The organism is Tessaracoccus luoxuelianae (assembly GCF_054483915.1).
The window spans coordinates 226,455-240,830 of sequence record NZ_CM137013.1 but is presented as its reverse complement, the minus strand read 5'-3'; the positions used below and the strand labels follow the sequence as shown (position 1 = coordinate 240,830).

Below are 14,376 nucleotides of genomic sequence, written 5' to 3'. Positions count from 1 at the left end.
CCCTGGGCTGGTCACTTGGGCTGGACCAGCACCTCGTTCGGCTTGGACTGGATGACGTACCCGGGGTGCGCCGCGAACAGGTCCTTGAGCTTGGCGAAGCCCCAGGTGCGGGAGTCGAAGTCCGACGCCAACCGCGACAGGTTGCTGCCCACCACGCCGAGGTTGGCCCAGTTGTCGTCGCCCGCGGCCGCGTTGACGGCCTCCGCCAGGAGCTTGTCCAGGAAAGCGTCGGTGGTGAGCTTCTGGGTGGTCACCGTCGCAGCCTTGTTGACCGACGGCGCCGCCGTCGTCAGGTTTTCGACGTAGATGAACGTGTCGCACGCGGCCACGAAGGGCTTGGGCGTCTTGCGTTCACCGAAGCCGTAGACCAACCTGCCGTCCTCACGGATCCGGGCGGCCAGGCGGGTGAAGTCGCTGTCGCTGGAGACCAGACAGAAGCCGTCGAGGTTGCCGGCGTGGAGGAGGTCCATCGCGTCGATGATCAGCGAGCTGTCCGTGGCGTTCTTGCCGGTGGTGTAACTGAACTGCTGGATGGGTTGGATCGAGTGCTGGAGCAGCTCGGTCTTCCACGAGGTGAGCTGCGTGGACGTCCAGTCGCCGTAGGCGCGCCGGACGGAGGCGCGGCCGTACTTCGCCACCTCGACGAGTAGCTGGTCGATGTGGGTGGCGCGGGCGTTGTCGGCGTCGATCAGCACGGCCAGCCGTGCTTCCCGCGGTGTCTCTTTGCTCATCTGGGTTCCCCTTCGTCGTGCACGAACCTACCGCGTGCGCGCCCTCCGTCAGCGCGGGGGCGGCGGGGCGGTGGTGGCCCGGACGATCAGCTCCGTCGGGACGACGACCCGGTCGTGGCGCGCCATCGCACCCGTCGACCTGATCTGGGAGAGCACCAGCCTCACCAGCGCGTGGCCGATCTGGTCGAAGTTCTGCCGCACCGTCGTCAGCGGTGGATAGGCGTACTCGCTCAGCGCGATGGCGTCGAACCCCACCACCGAGACGTCCTCAGGCACCCGCCGCCCCGCCTCGTGGAGGGCGCGGATCAACCCGAACGCCATCTCGTCGTTGGCGACGAACACCGCGGTCACGTCCGGGTCCTCCGCGATCCTCCTCCCTACCGCGTAGCCCGACGCGGGCGTCCAATCCCCCTGCCACACCGGTGGAGCGTGGATGCCCGCCGCCTCGAGGGCCCGCTCCCACGCTGCGCGTCGCATCAGGGCCGGCTCCGATTCGGCCGGTCCGGACAGGTGGTGCACCATCCGGTGCCCGAGCCCCAACAGGTGGCGGGTCGCGTCTCGGGCGCCCTGCACCTGGTCCGCCATCACCGCCGGATAGTGGCCGACGAGCCGCGAATCCGACACGGCCACCGGCATGCTGGCCGGGAGCGTCAGTGTCTCGGGGGTGGCCTCCTCTGCGCGGATGATGATCAGCCCGTCGATGGCCTGGTTGGAGATGCGGTGCGCGGCGCTCTCCCAGTCCTCGGCGACGGCGGTCTCGTCATCGATGCTGAGGAGCGTGACGGTGTAGCCCTCCTCGTCTGCCGCCTTCACCACGGCGCCGGTGGTGAGCACCTCGCCGGTGCGCTCGTAGCGGTGGGCCAGGAGCCCGAGGGTGCCGAAGGAGCCGTTGCGCAGCGCGCGGGCGGCCCGGTTGGGGGAGTAGCCGAGCTGCGCGATGGCGGCCATCACCTTCGCCTTGGTCTCCGGGCGCACGGGATCCGCACCCGTCGACACGCGCGACACGGTTTGCGCTGAGACGCCCGCCAGCCGGGCCACGTCTTCGATCGACGGGCCGGTCTTGCGTCGTCCTCGACCCGAGACGGTCCCCATGGCCCGGAGTGTAGCCCGGTTCCGATGTTGACGTCACCATCCCAGCAACACGCCCCTGCACTACAGGCGAACAAGTGTTATCAGACCGTTATCTGACCCCCTATATCGGCCGCCTGGGGACGTGCTAAGTTTACGTAAACATTGGTCACCGACGTAGGCGAGGACGCCTTCCGGGACGCACCGACCCGTGCCTCGGTGCAGCCACAACAGACAAGGAAGTTTTCATGAATTCGTGGAAGAAGCTCGCGGCCATGGCCGTCGTGGTTCCGCTGGCCCTCACCGCCTGCGGCGGAGACAACGGCTCCACCGGCAGCAACGGTTCCGACGGGGACACCGGCGACGGCAAGCTCACCGTCTGGGCCTGGGACCCCGCCTTCAACATCTACGCCCTCGAAGAGGCCGAAAAGATCTATAAGCAGGACAACCCCGACTTCGAGCTCGAAGTGATCGAAACCCCCTGGGATGACCTGCAGACCAAGCTCACCACCCTGGCGCAGTCGCAGGAGACCGGCGAGCTGCCGGACATCTTCCTCATGCAGAACAACGCGTTCCAGAAGAACGTCATCAACTACCCGGACCTCTTCAACGACTACTCAGACACCGACGTGGACTTCAGCGAGTTCCCCGAGGGCGTGGTGGCCTACTCCACCGTCGACGGCGTCAACTACGGCCTCCCGTTCGACAACGGCACCGCGATCACCGCGCTGCGCGCCGACGTGCTCGAGGAGGCGGGCTACACCGTCGCGGACTTCACCGACATCACGTGGGACGAGTTCATCACCAAGGGCAAGGATGTGCTGGCCAAGACCGGCAAGCCGCTGCTCTCGGGCCTGGCCGGCGCGTCCGACCAGCTGATGATCATTCTGCAGAGCGCCAACGGCAGCCTGTTCGACGACGAGGGCAACCCCACGATCGTCGACAACGAGGCCCTGGTCAAGTCCATGGAGATCTACAAGGAGCTCGTCGACTCCGGCGTGTTCGTCGAGGTCAACTCGTGGGACGAGTACATCGGCACCTTCGTGAACTCCAACGTGGCCGGCACCATCAACGGCGTGTGGATCCTCGGCTCCATCCAGTCGGCAGCGGACCAGAGCGGCAAGTGGGCCATCACCAACCTGCCCAAGCTGGACGGCATCGACGGCGCCACCCACTACTCCGCCAACGGCGGCTCGTCCTGGGCCATCAGCGCCAACGCGGACAAGGACCTGGCGGCTGACTTCCTGAACACCACCTTCGCCGGCTCCAACGAGCTCTACGACACGATCCTGCCGGCCTCGGGCGCACTGGCCAACTGGCTGCCTGCCGCAGACAGCGACGTGTACTCCGAGCCGCAGGAGTTCTTCGGTGGCGAGCCGATCTTCACCCAGGTGCTGGAGTTCGCGGCCGAGGTGCCCAGCAACAACACCGGCGTCTACTACTACGAGGGCCGTGACTCGGTCAGCGCCGCGCTCACCAAGGTCGTCGCCGGTGGAGACATCGACGCCGCACTCGAGGAGGCCCAGCAGGCCGTCGAATTCGCGATGGAATGATTCCTCGCTAGTCATCGTGGTGGGGGCCGGGTGAACCGGCCCCCACCCGCGCGAAAGGTGGACTGATACATATGACTGAACGTTCCCGGGTGGCCGTCCGCAAGACGGCCCCGCCCGACGACGCGGGCTCCCCGCCCGCGAAGCGCCGTCGCTTCGGCATCGAGGCGCAGCGCAACCTCACCGGCTGGATCTTCCTCATCCCGGCTGCCGTCCTCATCCTCTGGATGAACTTCTGGCCCATGGCCCAGGCCTTCATCCTGTCAATGCAGACAGGGCGAGGCACCAGGCTCGATTTCGCCGATCCCCTCTGGTACAACTACCAGCGCCTCTTCAGCGACGAGATCTTCAAGCTCACCGTCCAGAACACGTTCATCTACCTGATCATTCAGGTGCCGATCATGCTGATCGTCGCGCTCGTGCTGGCCAACCTGCTCAACGACAAGACCCTGCGGTACAAGGGCCTGTGGCGCACCGCGATCTTCCTGCCCTGCGCGGTGTCGCTGGTGTCCTACTCGCTGGTGTTCCGCACCATGTTCGCCAACGACGGCCTTGTCAACGACATGCTCATGGGGCTCAACTTCATCGATTCGCCCGTCAACTGGCTGGGCGAGACGGACACCGCACGATTCGTCATCATCCTCGGCCTGCTGTGGCGCTGGACCGGCTACAACATGGTGTTCTACCTCGCCGCGCTGCAGAACATCGACTACTCCTCGCTCGAGGCCGCCAAGATCGACGGCGCCAGCTCGCTCAAGACCTTCTGGTACGTCACCATCCCGCAGCTCAAGCCGATGATCCTGCTCACCGCGATCCTCTCGACCAACGGCACCATCCAGCTGTTCGACGAGTCCTGGAACCTGACGCAGGGCGGCCCGGCGTACACGTCGATGACGATGTCGCACTACCTGTACGAGGTGTCCTTCCAGAGGAACCCCAACTTCGGCTACGGCGCCGCGCTGTCCTACGTGATCCTGATCATGGTGGCGGTCCTGGCGTTCATCCAGATGAAGATCGGTGATAAGCGTGACTAAGACCCAGTGGCGCCGCGTGCCCTCCTACGCCTTCCTCGCCGTCTCGGCGATCGTGTCGATCTTCCCGCTGTACTTCATGGTGGTCTCCGCCACCAACACCAGCCAGGACGTCCTCAGCTCGAGGATGATCCCCGGCACGGCCCTGTTCGACAACTTCGCCTCGCTGGTCTCCCAGCAGGACGTGGCCTCGGCCATGTGGTACTCCACCGTCAACGCCGTCGGCACCACGGTGCTGGCGCTGCTCGTGTGCTCCATCGCCGGCTACGGCTTCGAGGTGTTCCACTCGAAGGGCAAGGACCGCCTGATGGGGTTCCTGCTGCTGGCGATGATGATCCCCTTCGCCGCCACGATGATCCCGCTGTTCCAGATGTTCGCCGACTTCGGGATGATCAACTCGGTGGGAGCGGTGATCCTCCCCGCGATCGCCACCCCGTTCCTGGTGCTGTTCTTCCGGCAGGCCTCCCGGTCCTTCCCCCACGAGATCATCGAGGCGGCACGGATCGACGGGCTGAGCGAGATCAGCATCTTCTTCCGCATCTTCCTCCCCACGATGAAGTCCACCCTGGCGGCCGCGGCCGTCATCACCTTCATGACCGCATGGAACAACTTCCTGTGGCCCAAGGTGATCCTGATCAACAACAACTTCCAGACCATGCCGATGCTCATCTCGAACCTGCGCGCCGGCTACGTAACCGACTACGGAGTGCTGATGCTCGCCGTTCTGTTGGCGTCACTGCCCACGATGATCGTCTTCCTCGTACTGCAGCGCGCCTTCGCCGAGGGCATCACAGGAGCTATCAAGTGACATTCGATCCAACCAGAATCTCAGACCCCACCTACTTCGCCGAGAACCGGCTCGCCGCGCATTCGGACCATCGCTGGTTCGCGGGCCCGGCCGAGGCGTCGCTGGGCTCGAGCAGCTTCGAGCAGTGCCTCAACGGGGTGTGGAAGTTCCACTACGCCAAGAACCTCACGCTCGCGCCGTCGGGCTTCGAGGCCGCTGACTACGACGTGGACGCCTGGGACGACATCCGCGTCCCCGGCCACATCCAGCTGCAGGGCTACGACCGGCCGCAGTACGCCAACGTCCAGCACCCGTGGGACGGGCTCGAGGACATCTGGCCGGGCGAGATCCCGCAGAAGTTCAACCCGGTGGGCAGCTACGTCACCCACTTCACGCTCGACCATCCGCTGGCCGACGGCGAGCGGCTGAGCGTCTCCTTCAAGGGCGCGGAGTCGACGGTCGCGGTGTGGCTGAACGGCACTTACATCGGCTACGGCGGTGACGCGTTCACCCCGTCGGAGTTCGATCTCACCGAGGCCCTCGTCGACGGTGAGAACAAGCTCGCGGCGCAGGTGTACAAGTGGAGCGGCGCGGCATGGATCGAGGACCAGGACTTCTACCGGTTCTCCGGCCTGTTCCGTGACGTGATGCTCTACCGCCGCCCCCGGGTGCACGCCGAGGACCTGCGGATCACCACTCCGGTGGCGGAGGACCTGGCGTCGGCAGAGGTTCGGCTGGCAGTGTCGCTTCAGGGGGAGGGCTCCGTGCGGGCCCGGCTCGCGGGCGTCGGTGAGCTGACCGCGGGTGACGACGGGGTGCTTGCGGTCGCCGTCGAGGCTCCGCTCCTCTGGAGCGCCGAGGATCCGCAGCTCTACGACCTCACCGTCGAGGTGCTCGACGCGGCCGGCGCCGTCGTCGAGGTGATCCCGCAGCGCGTGGGCATCCGCCGCTTCGGCATCGAGGACGGCGTGATGAAGATCAACGGCCGTCGGGTGGTGTTCAACGGCGTCAACCGGCACGAGTTCGGGCTTGAGGGCCGGGTGATGAGCCGCGAGCAGACCGAGGCGGATCTCCGCCTGATGAAGGCCCACAACATCAACGCGGTGCGCACCAGCCACTACCCCAACAACTCGTTCCTCTACGAGCTCACCGACGAGTACGGCCTGTACGTCATCGACGAGATGAACCTCGAGTCCCACGGCATGTGGGACGCCGTTGTGCGAGGGCGCGTCACGCTGGAGCAGGCGGTGCCGGGCGACCTGCCCGAGTGGCGCGACGCGCTGCTGGACCGCGCCAGCAACATGCTGGAGCGGGACAAGAACCACGCCAGCATCGTCATGTGGTCCTGCGGCAACGAGTCCTTCGGCGGCACCAACCTGCGGGACGTGGCGGATCACTTCCGCGCGCTCGACACCCGCCCGGTGCACTACGAGGGCGTCCACTGGGACCCGCGCTACCCGGAGACCACAGACGTGGTCAGCACCATGTACACCCCGGCGGCCGCCATCGAGGAGTTCCTCGCCGCCAACCGGGACAAGCCGTACATCCTGTGCGAGTACGCCCACACCATGGGCAACTCGTTCGGGGCCGTGGACAAGTACATCGACCTGGCTTACCGCGAGCCGCTGTACCAGGGCGGCTTCATCTGGGACTTCTCGGACCAGGCCATCGCGCTCACGGACCGCCACGGCAACGCGTACTTCGGCTACGGCGGGGACTGCGGTGAGACGCCCCACGACGCCGAGTTCAGCGGAAACGGCATCGTGTTCGCCGACCACTCGCCGTCGCCGAAGCTGCAGGAGGTCAAGAAGCTCTACCAGGGCCTCAACATCCAGATCTCGGGCGATTCGTTCGAGGTGGAGAACCGGCTGCTGTTCACGCCGACGTCGAACTACGAGTGCGTGGTGACGCTGGGTCGCGAGGGTCGCGTGCTGGCGGAGGCCACCGTCGAGACCTCGGTGGAGCCGGGGGAGACAAGCAGCTACCCGCTGCCCATCGACCTGCCCGACGCCGCGGGCGAGTACACCGTCGAGGTGTCATTCCGGGTTCCCCAGGCGTCGTCCTGGGCTCCGGCGGGGCATGAGGTGTCGTGGGAGCAGGCGGTGTTCACTGTCGCGGGGGAGCCCGCGCCGGTCGCGCCCTCGGCGGCGCCGGTCCTCATCGACGGGATCCACAACTTCGGCGTGCGGGGGCGGCACTTCACGGCCCTGTTCTCGAAGCTGTACGGAGGGCTCGTCTCGTACCGGTACGGGCTGAGCTCCGACGGCGGCCGCGAACTGGTGCGCGGCATCCCCAAGCCCAACTTCTGGCACGCACCCACCTCCAACGAGCGCGGCTGGAACATGCCGTTCAGGGACGGGCAATGGGCGCTGGCAAGCCGCTACGCGGAGGCCAGCGAGGCAGGTCCCACCGCCACGGTGGTGGGCGACGCCGTCGAGATCCGCTACACCTACGAGCTGCCGAGCAGCCCGGCGGGGGAGTGCGACGTCGTGTACCTGGTCGACGGCGAGGGTCGCGTGCAGGTGACGCTGACGGTGCGACCCGGTGACGGTCTCACCGACATGCCGGAGTTCGGGCTCATGCTGGTCACGGACCCGGAGCTGGACACGCTCAGGTGGTACGGGGAGGGTCCGGAGGAGAGCTACGTGGATCGTCGCGCGGGGGCACGCCTGGGCGTGTGGACGGCGGATGTCGCGGAGGAGCTCACCCCCTACATTCGGCCGCAGGAGTCGGGCAGCCACACCGGGGTGCGGTGGGCGACGGTGACTGACGGTCGCGGGGCGGGGTTGCGTTTCGACGCCGTCGACGAGCCCATGGAGTTCTCGGCGCTGCCGTGGACGCCGTTCGAGATCGAGAACGCGGCCCACCCGGTGGACCTGCCCCCGATCCAGAAGACGGTGCTGCGCCCGGCGTTGATGCGTCGCGGCGTGGGCGGCGACGACAGCTGGGGCGCGATGACCCATCCGGAATACCGGCTGCCGCAGGGTGAGTTGGTGTTCAGGTTCGCCTTCCAGGGCATCCGCTGACGGCCGCCCCCGCTGGCTGAGGGGTGCCACCCCCGCCGGCGGGGGCCCATCGGTCCTTGAGGAGCCCCGCGTCGCGTCAGCGACTGGCGGGCGTCTCGAAGGGTCGTGGCGCGACCCGGCAGCGGGACTGCTTGTCGGGTGGGGGTCACGACCCTTCGAGACGCCGCCCGCGCCTTCGGCGTTGGCGACCCTCAGGGATCGGGGAGGGGTGTGGGTTCGTCGCTTCGCTCCTCGCGTTACAGCGGGCTGAGGTGCCGCGTAGCGGCCTCGAAGCCTATGAAACGTGAGCTGACTAGGAACGTTTCTGAGGCTTCGAGGCTCGTGGCTGCGCTCCTCGCGCCTCAGCCGGCGGGCGGCGCGTAGAGGCTTCCTCCGATGAACTCCCGCAGGATCGAGTTGAACGGGACCCTCTCGGTGTCGAGCGGCTCGAAGAAGGTCAGCAGGTTCAGCAGCCTGTCCCGCGTGTCCACGGCTGGGCTACCGTCGGGGATCGTCGCCAGCGCCGCCTCCGCGAACGGCCTCAACGCGTTCAACTCGTACAGCATGCTGGAGTTGAACATCACATCCGCGTCCTCCTGGAACAGGAAGACGTGCGCGTACTCCCCGCGACGCACGCTGTCCCACTGGCCGATCGTGAACTCAGGGGAGATGCCGCGATCCCTGTGATCGCGCACGATCCGGCGCAGCAGCCGGACCTCCGTCGTCGGCACGCGGTTCATCAGGTCGATGTTGAGCCCGCCAAGGGCGCTCACGTACACCTTGAATACCGCGTTGCGCTTGACACCTTCCATCAATCTGGGGTTGAGCGCGTGGATGCCCTCGATCAGGAGGATCTCCGCAGGCCCCACCTGGAGCCGGGTGGTGTCCGGCATCCTGCTGCCGGTGATGAAGTCGAAGGTAGGGACCTCGATGGGGCGGCCGTCCACCAACTCAGCAATGTGGTGCGTGAGGAGGGTGAGGTCCAGCGCATCGGGGCTCTCGAAGTCGTACCTGCCGTCGGGGTCCACAGGTGTGCGATCGCGATTGAGGAAGTAGTTGTCCAGCGACAAGGATACGGGTTTCAGGCCGTTGACCTCGAGCTGCGTCGCGAGGCGCTGCGTGGTGGTGGTCTTCCCGGACGACGACGGCCCGGAGATCGCCAGCATGCGCAGCGCCCGTCGCTCGGCCAGGATGACGTCGGCGATGTCCGCGAGAAGCTTCTCGTGGAGGGCCTCCGCGATGCTGATGAGTCGTGTCGAGCGTCCGGAGAGGATGTAGGCGTTGACGTCGGCCACCACCTCGACGTCGATGCGGTCCAGCCACTCCTGGCTCTCCGCGTAGGCGGCCGACAGGTGGGTCGGGGGGATCAGAGGGACGCCGTTGCCCTTGTCCACGTCGCCGAAGTCCACGATGAAGCCCTGTGCGAAGGGGATCACTTGGAAGGGTTCAACCTGCGTCGGATCCATGATCACCGGATACACCACCCTGGCCACGAGATCGCCCACCTGATAGACGTGGTAGCCGCCGTCGCGGCCGAGGGAGACGATGCTGCTCGCCGGGTCGGCGGCCCATTCCTTGAGCCTGGCGTCGATCAGGCTCACCTCCCTGGTCGACAGCGCCGACCCCACGAGGTTGCAGAAGACCCCCTCGAGGATCGAATAGGAGGTCTTGAGGCGCTCGTCGGGGAACAGGTCGTGAATCACCTTGATCAAGCCGAGCTTGACCGTCTGCCGCCCCTGGCGGAGGTGGGTCTCGCGCATGGCGGTTCCTTTCGATCCATCCGACGGTACCCCTGACGGCCCTGGTTCCGCCGGCTATGGCGGCGTAAGGTCGAGGGCCTCTACTGGATGAGCGTCGACGCTCGACGTCGACGTCCCGATGACAAGGGGATATGCGATGCAGAAGATCGTGCCGAACCTCTGGTTCGACCACTCCGCCGCGAGCGCCGCCGCCTTCTACTGTTCGGTTCTTCCGGACGCCCGGGTAACCGTCACGCAGCACTACCCGACGGAGGGGCTGACCGACTTCCAGCAGGACTTCGCCGGAGATGTGCTCTACCTCGAGTTCGAGGTGGGCGGCTACGCGTTCGGGGCGATCAACGCCGGACCCGAATTCAGGGCGAACCCATCGGTGTCCTTCCTGCTGTACTTCGACCCGTCGCAAGATGACGAAGCCCGCGAGAAGCTGGACCGTGTCTGGGATGCGTTCGCTGACGGCGGCGAGGTGCTGATGCCGCTGGGCGAGTACCCCTACAGCCGCAGATTCGGGTGGCTGCAGGACAAGTTCGGCGTGTCCTGGCAGCTCGTCCTGTCGGATCCCGACGCCGAGCCGAGGCCCTTCATAGTGCCGTGCCTCCTGTTTGCGGGGGCGGCCAAGGGCAGGGGCGGCGAGGCGCTGGAGCGCTACACCTCCGTGTTCCCGGACTCGGAGGTGACTGTCCGCGTGCCTGAGGAGGCGCCGGACGCGACGTCCCCGGGCCAGGTCGAGTTCGCCGTCGTGCGGCTGCTCGGCCAGTGGTTCTCGCTGATGGATTCAGAGGTTGACCACGCCTTCACGTTCACTCCCGGCGTCTCCCTGGAGATCCGCTGCGACGATCAGGCCGAGATCGACCGGTACTGGGCCGCGCTCAGCGAGGTGCCCGAGGCCGAGGCGTGCGGGTGGTGCGCGGACCGGTTCGGGGTCAGCTGGCAGGTGACGCCGTCGAACATGGCGGAACTCATGGAGCGTCCCGGCGCCTTCCAGGCGATGATGGGGATGAAGAAGCTGGAGATCGCGGCGTTCTGAGGGCGCCCCGACAGGGGGAGCGCCGCCGCGTGGCGCTTCCCGTTGGCTGAGGCGCGAGGAGCGCAGCGACGAGCCTCGAAGCCTCAGAAAAGTGACGCTGTCGGCTCACGTTTCCTAGGCTTCGAGGCCGCTGCGCGGCACCTCAGCCAGCGGTTGGGGGTCGAGGTCGCTGCGCGGCACCTCAGCCAGCGGCTGGGGGGCAGGCTCAACCAGCGGGAGAGGCGGAGTGTGCGGCGGACTTCCCGCGGAAGGCCGCCAACTCCTCGGCGTTGATGCCGTAACAGTGCTCGGGTGCCGGGTAGGAGCCGTCGCGGACCTCGGCCGCGAACCCGCGGAGGCCGTCGACCACCCGGCCGTGCAGGTCCGCGTAGCGCTTGACGAACCGCGCCGACCCACCCGACGACATGCCCAGCAGGTCGTGGAACACCATCACCTGCCCGTCGGTGGAGGGGCCCGCACCGATGCCGATCACGACGGCGTCCATCGAGGGCATGATCGCCTCGGCCACCGCGGCTGGGATGGCCTCGAACACGATCGAGAAGCAGCCGGCCTCCTGCAGCGCGAGCGCTTCCGCGGCCACCCGTCGAGCACCGTCCGCGGTCTGTCCCTGTGCCTTGAATCCGCCCAACTCGGCTGCCGTCTGCGGGGTCAACCCGACGTGACCCATGACTGGAATCCCAGCCGCGACAATCGCCCGGACCCGCGACACCGACGCCTCGCCGCCGCCCTCCAGCTTCACCGCGTCGCAGCCCGCCTCGTCGACGAAGCGGCGCGCCGTCGCCACTGCCTGCTCGTCGCTGTGCTCGTACGAGCCGAAGGGCAGGTCGCCCACCAACATCGGAGCGCCCAGGCCCCGCCGCACCGCCGCGGTCAGCATCAGCATCTCGTCGACGGTCACCTCGGTAGTGCTCGGGTAGCCGAGCACGGTCATGGCTGCCGAGTCGCCCACCAGGACCACGTCGACGCCGGCCTCCTCCGCCGCGAGCGCGCCCGGGTAGTCGTAGGCGGTGACCATGACGATCGCCTCCCCGGCGCGCTTCATGTCCGCTAGGTCCGACGTCGTGACGCGGGATCCGGCGGCGGGGGCGCCTCCGTGGCGGGGCCGGGCTGACATGGGCGGGCGCCTCAGCGTCCGGTGAGCAGGGTGGCGACCTCGGCGTCGATGTCGATGATGGCGTTGCTCCCCGCCTCCACGTGCACGACGACAGGCTCGTAAGTGGCCAGCTCGGCGCGGTCGTACTGGGCGTAGGAGATGACGATGATGGTGTCGCCGCGGTGGACGAGGCGCGCCGCGGCGCCGTTGACCTTCATCTGGCCGGAGCCGCGCTCGCCCGCGATCGTGTAGGTCTCGAAGCGTGCGCCGTTGTCCACATTCACCACCGCAACCTGCTCGTGCTCGAGGATGTCGGCGGCCTCGAGCAGGTCCGGGTCCACGGTGATCGAGCCGACGTAATGCAGGTCCGCGTCGGTCACGGTGGCGCGGTGGATCTTGGACTTCAACATGGTGCGGTGCATCAGCGGGCCTCCTGGCTGGGGGTCACGGGCGGGATGGGTTGGTTGTCGATGAGCCGGACGGCGCCCACGCGGGCGGCGACGACGGCGAGGGTGGGACGGGTGAGGTCCTGGGCGGGGGAGAAGGTGTCCGGGTCCACGACGGCGAGGTACTCCGGCTCGACGCCGCGGCTGAGCATGGCCTCCGCCCCGTCGCGCTCGGCGGCGCGCGGGTCGGCGCCGCCTGCCACTGCCGCGGAAGCTGCCTCGAGCCCGGCCTTCAGCGCCAGCGCGCGCAGCCTGTCGTCGGGGCCGAGCCGGACGTTGCGGCTGGACATCGCCAGGCCGTCTGGTTCGCGCACCGTGGCGCAGACGGCGATCTCGACCGGCAGCCCGAGGTCCGTCACGAGGCGCCGGACCACGGCCACCTGCTGCGCGTCCTTCTGCCCGAAGTAGGCCACGTCCGGCGCGACGGCGATGAGCAGCTTCGCCACCACGGTGGCCACGCCGTCGAAGTGCGCGGCGCCGCGGTGGGCGCCCTCAAGCGGCTCGCTCACCCCGCGCACGCTCACGGTGGTGGCGTAGCCCTGCGGGTACATCTCCTCGACGGCGGGGACGAACAGCAGGTCCGTGCCGGCGCTGTCGGCGAGGTGGGCGTCGCGGGCCTCGTCGCGCGGGTAGGCGGCCAGATCTATCTGGTCGTTGAACTGGGTGGGGTTGACGAAGACGGAGGTGACCACCGTGTCGCACTCGTCGCGGGCGGCGGAGATCAGCGTCAGGTGCCCCTCGTGCAGCGCGCCCATGGTGGGCACGAACCCCAAGCGCCCGGCGTCGGCGAGGGCCTCGCGCAGCGCCGCGACAGTCCGCACAATCCTCATCAGCGTCCCCTTTCAGCGAGCCGTGAGGTGGCCGCGACCATGGCGTCGAACAGGTCCAGATCCGCCGGGCTCAGCTGCTCGACGGCGGCGCGCTGTCTGGCGACGGTGGCGTGGTCGCCGCGTGCCACTGGCCCGGTCAGCACGGGGGCGGCTCCCGCCCTGGCCCAGTTGTCGACGGTGGCGCGGACCATCGGCACCAGCCGTTCGCGCGGTACCCCAGCCGAGGCCGCGAGTCGCTCGGCCAGGTCCTCGAGGGTGAGGAGGAAGTTGGAGGCCACCGAGGCCGCGGCGTGGTAGGCGGGGCGTGCGTCGTCGGCGATCTCCACAGGAGTCATACCGAGCGACGTGGCCAGCGCAGTGGCGGCTTCGAGCGCACGCCCGGTGGTCCCCGCGACCGCCGCCGTCGCGCCGGCGAACACGGTGGCGCCGGAGGCCGGGACGGTCATCAGCGGGTGCAGGCCGAGGGCTTCGTGGGGGCCGAGGACGTCGAGCGGCGTGGCCCCGGAGCAGTGCCCGACAAGGAGGTCCGCCCGCGGCGTCAGGCCCGCGGCCGCGTCGGCGATCTGGCCATCGGGAACGCACAGCAGCACGATGCCGGCTGTGCGGGGGTCGGCGCCTCGCCCGAGGGGCCCCTGGACGTCCCATCCGGATTTCCGGAGCGAGGCGGTCAGCGCCGTGCCGAGTCGACCTCCACCGACGACGGCGACGCGCGGACGCGTCAGTACATCGTCCATGGGAGCTCCTTGAGGAACGGGGGGTGGGTGCAGTAACTGTAGACGAGGTTGCCGAGAAGCTCGCGTCGTGCCCGGGGGCGGGCGCCGGGCACGACCGGAAGTGGGCATAACTACGACGAAGTGTAGTACCTGCGCCGCGCGAGATATGTCGCGCCAGGCAACTAGTAGACGCGATTTCTTGCCGCCGAGGCCGGGGCGCAATCGAGAGGGCTGGTGGCTCCGAAGGTGTGTCACCCCTAGTCAACCGCCATCAGCCCGGGAGTGGAGGGCAATGCGGTGGATGAGACCGGGAGGGGGTACCGAAAGTAAGTCTTGTG

At 67.9% G+C, this 14,376-nt stretch carries 12 protein-coding genes; 5 read left to right on the top strand and 7 right to left on the bottom strand.

Features of this window, described 5'->3' with window-relative positions; genetic code table 11:
- Window positions 1-11: 11 nt before the first annotated feature.
- Window positions 12-731, bottom strand: coding sequence for an NYN domain-containing protein (locus ACX1D1_RS00815; protein WP_182781268.1), 720 nt, complete (start codon window positions 729-731; stop codon window positions 12-14).
- 48 nt (window positions 732-779) lie between these two features.
- Complete coding sequence (locus tag ACX1D1_RS00810) at window positions 780-1,823, bottom strand: LacI family DNA-binding transcriptional regulator (protein WP_459055524.1); 1,044 nt, start codon at window positions 1,821-1,823, stop codon at window positions 780-782.
- Window positions 1,824-2,047: 224 nt separating this feature from the next.
- On the opposite strand from ACX1D1_RS00810, the gene ACX1D1_RS00805 reads away from it, so the two are divergent.
- From ACX1D1_RS00805 to lacZ, 4 genes are all read left to right on the top strand, one after another.
- Window positions 2,048-3,352, top strand: coding sequence for an ABC transporter substrate-binding protein (locus ACX1D1_RS00805; protein WP_459055523.1), 1,305 nt, complete (start codon window positions 2,048-2,050; stop codon window positions 3,350-3,352).
- 71 nt (window positions 3,353-3,423) lie between these two features.
- Complete coding sequence (locus ACX1D1_RS00800) at window positions 3,424-4,383, top strand: carbohydrate ABC transporter permease (RefSeq protein WP_459055522.1); 960 nt, start codon at window positions 3,424-3,426, stop codon at window positions 4,381-4,383.
- Window positions 4,376-5,188: a carbohydrate ABC transporter permease gene (locus ACX1D1_RS00795; RefSeq protein ID WP_459055521.1), complete on the top strand. Its 813-nt coding sequence runs from the start codon at window positions 4,376-4,378 to the stop codon at window positions 5,186-5,188. Before ACX1D1_RS00800 ends, ACX1D1_RS00795 begins: the two co-directional genes overlap by 8 nt.
- A complete protein-coding gene (lacZ, locus tag ACX1D1_RS00790) occupies window positions 5,185-8,193 on the top strand; it encodes a beta-galactosidase, LacZ type (RefSeq protein ID WP_459055520.1) in 3,009 nt (1,002 codons plus the stop codon). The genes ACX1D1_RS00795 and lacZ overlap by 4 nt, the downstream gene beginning before the upstream one ends.
- Before the next feature lie 341 nt (window positions 8,194-8,534).
- Here lacZ and ACX1D1_RS00785 read toward each other — a convergent pair whose 3' ends face one another.
- Complete coding sequence (locus ACX1D1_RS00785; RefSeq protein WP_459055519.1) at window positions 8,535-9,932, bottom strand: uridine kinase family protein; 1,398 nt, start codon at window positions 9,930-9,932, stop codon at window positions 8,535-8,537.
- Between the two features lie 136 nt (window positions 9,933-10,068).
- On the opposite strand from ACX1D1_RS00785, the gene ACX1D1_RS00780 reads away from it, so the two are divergent.
- The gene (locus tag ACX1D1_RS00780) at window positions 10,069-10,956 is read left to right on the top strand and encodes a VOC family protein (RefSeq protein ID WP_459055518.1); all 888 of its coding nucleotides are present in this window, start codon (window positions 10,069-10,071) and stop codon (window positions 10,954-10,956) included.
- Window positions 10,957-11,161: 205 nt separating this feature from the next.
- On the opposite strand, the gene panB is transcribed toward ACX1D1_RS00780, so the two are convergent.
- The 4 genes from panB to ACX1D1_RS00760 are packed head-to-tail and all read right to left on the bottom strand — an operon-like array spanning window position 11,162 to window position 14,059.
- The gene (gene panB, locus ACX1D1_RS00775) at window positions 11,162-12,070 is read right to left on the bottom strand and encodes a 3-methyl-2-oxobutanoate hydroxymethyltransferase (RefSeq protein WP_459055517.1); all 909 of its coding nucleotides are present in this window, start codon (window positions 12,068-12,070) and stop codon (window positions 11,162-11,164) included.
- An 11-nt stretch (window positions 12,071-12,081) separates the two neighbouring features.
- Complete coding sequence (gene panD / locus ACX1D1_RS00770; RefSeq protein ID WP_182800210.1) at window positions 12,082-12,471, bottom strand: aspartate 1-decarboxylase; 390 nt, start codon at window positions 12,469-12,471, stop codon at window positions 12,082-12,084.
- Window positions 12,471-13,325 carry a pantoate--beta-alanine ligase gene (gene panC / locus ACX1D1_RS00765; protein ID WP_459055516.1) on the bottom strand — a complete coding sequence of 285 codons (855 nt, stop codon included), beginning with the start codon at window positions 13,323-13,325 and terminating at the stop codon, window positions 12,471-12,473. Before panC ends, panD begins: the two co-directional genes overlap by 1 nt.
- Window positions 13,325-14,059 (bottom strand): DUF2520 domain-containing protein, encoded by a 735-nt coding sequence (locus tag ACX1D1_RS00760; RefSeq protein ID WP_459055515.1) that lies wholly within the window; start codon window positions 14,057-14,059, stop codon window positions 13,325-13,327. The genes panC and ACX1D1_RS00760 overlap by 1 nt, the downstream gene beginning before the upstream one ends.
- Between the last annotated feature and the right edge of the window lie 317 nt (window positions 14,060-14,376).

Coding starts and splice junctions, on each gene's coding strand:
- ACX1D1_RS00815 (WP_182781268.1), bottom strand. CDS start 731: ATGAGCAAAGAGACACCGCGGGAAGCACGGCTGGCCGTGCTGATCGAC.
- ACX1D1_RS00810 (WP_459055524.1), bottom strand. CDS start 1,823: ATGGGGACCGTCTCGGGTCGAGGACGACGCAAGACCGGCCCGTCGATC.
- ACX1D1_RS00805 (WP_459055523.1), top strand. CDS start 2,048: ATGAATTCGTGGAAGAAGCTCGCGGCCATGGCCGTCGTGGTTCCGCTG.
- ACX1D1_RS00800 (WP_459055522.1), top strand. CDS start 3,424: ATGACTGAACGTTCCCGGGTGGCCGTCCGCAAGACGGCCCCGCCCGAC.
- ACX1D1_RS00785 (WP_459055519.1), bottom strand. CDS start 9,932: ATGCGCGAGACCCACCTCCGCCAGGGGCGGCAGACGGTCAAGCTCGGC.
- ACX1D1_RS00780 (WP_459055518.1), top strand. CDS start 10,069: ATGCAGAAGATCGTGCCGAACCTCTGGTTCGACCACTCCGCCGCGAGC.
- panB (WP_459055517.1), bottom strand. CDS start 12,070: ATGTCAGCCCGGCCCCGCCACGGAGGCGCCCCCGCCGCCGGATCCCGC.
- panD (WP_182800210.1), bottom strand. CDS start 12,471: ATGCACCGCACCATGTTGAAGTCCAAGATCCACCGCGCCACCGTGACC.
- panC (WP_459055516.1), bottom strand. CDS start 13,325: ATGAGGATTGTGCGGACTGTCGCGGCGCTGCGCGAGGCCCTCGCCGAC.
- ACX1D1_RS00760 (WP_459055515.1), bottom strand. CDS start 14,059: ATGGACGATGTACTGACGCGTCCGCGCGTCGCCGTCGTCGGTGGAGGT.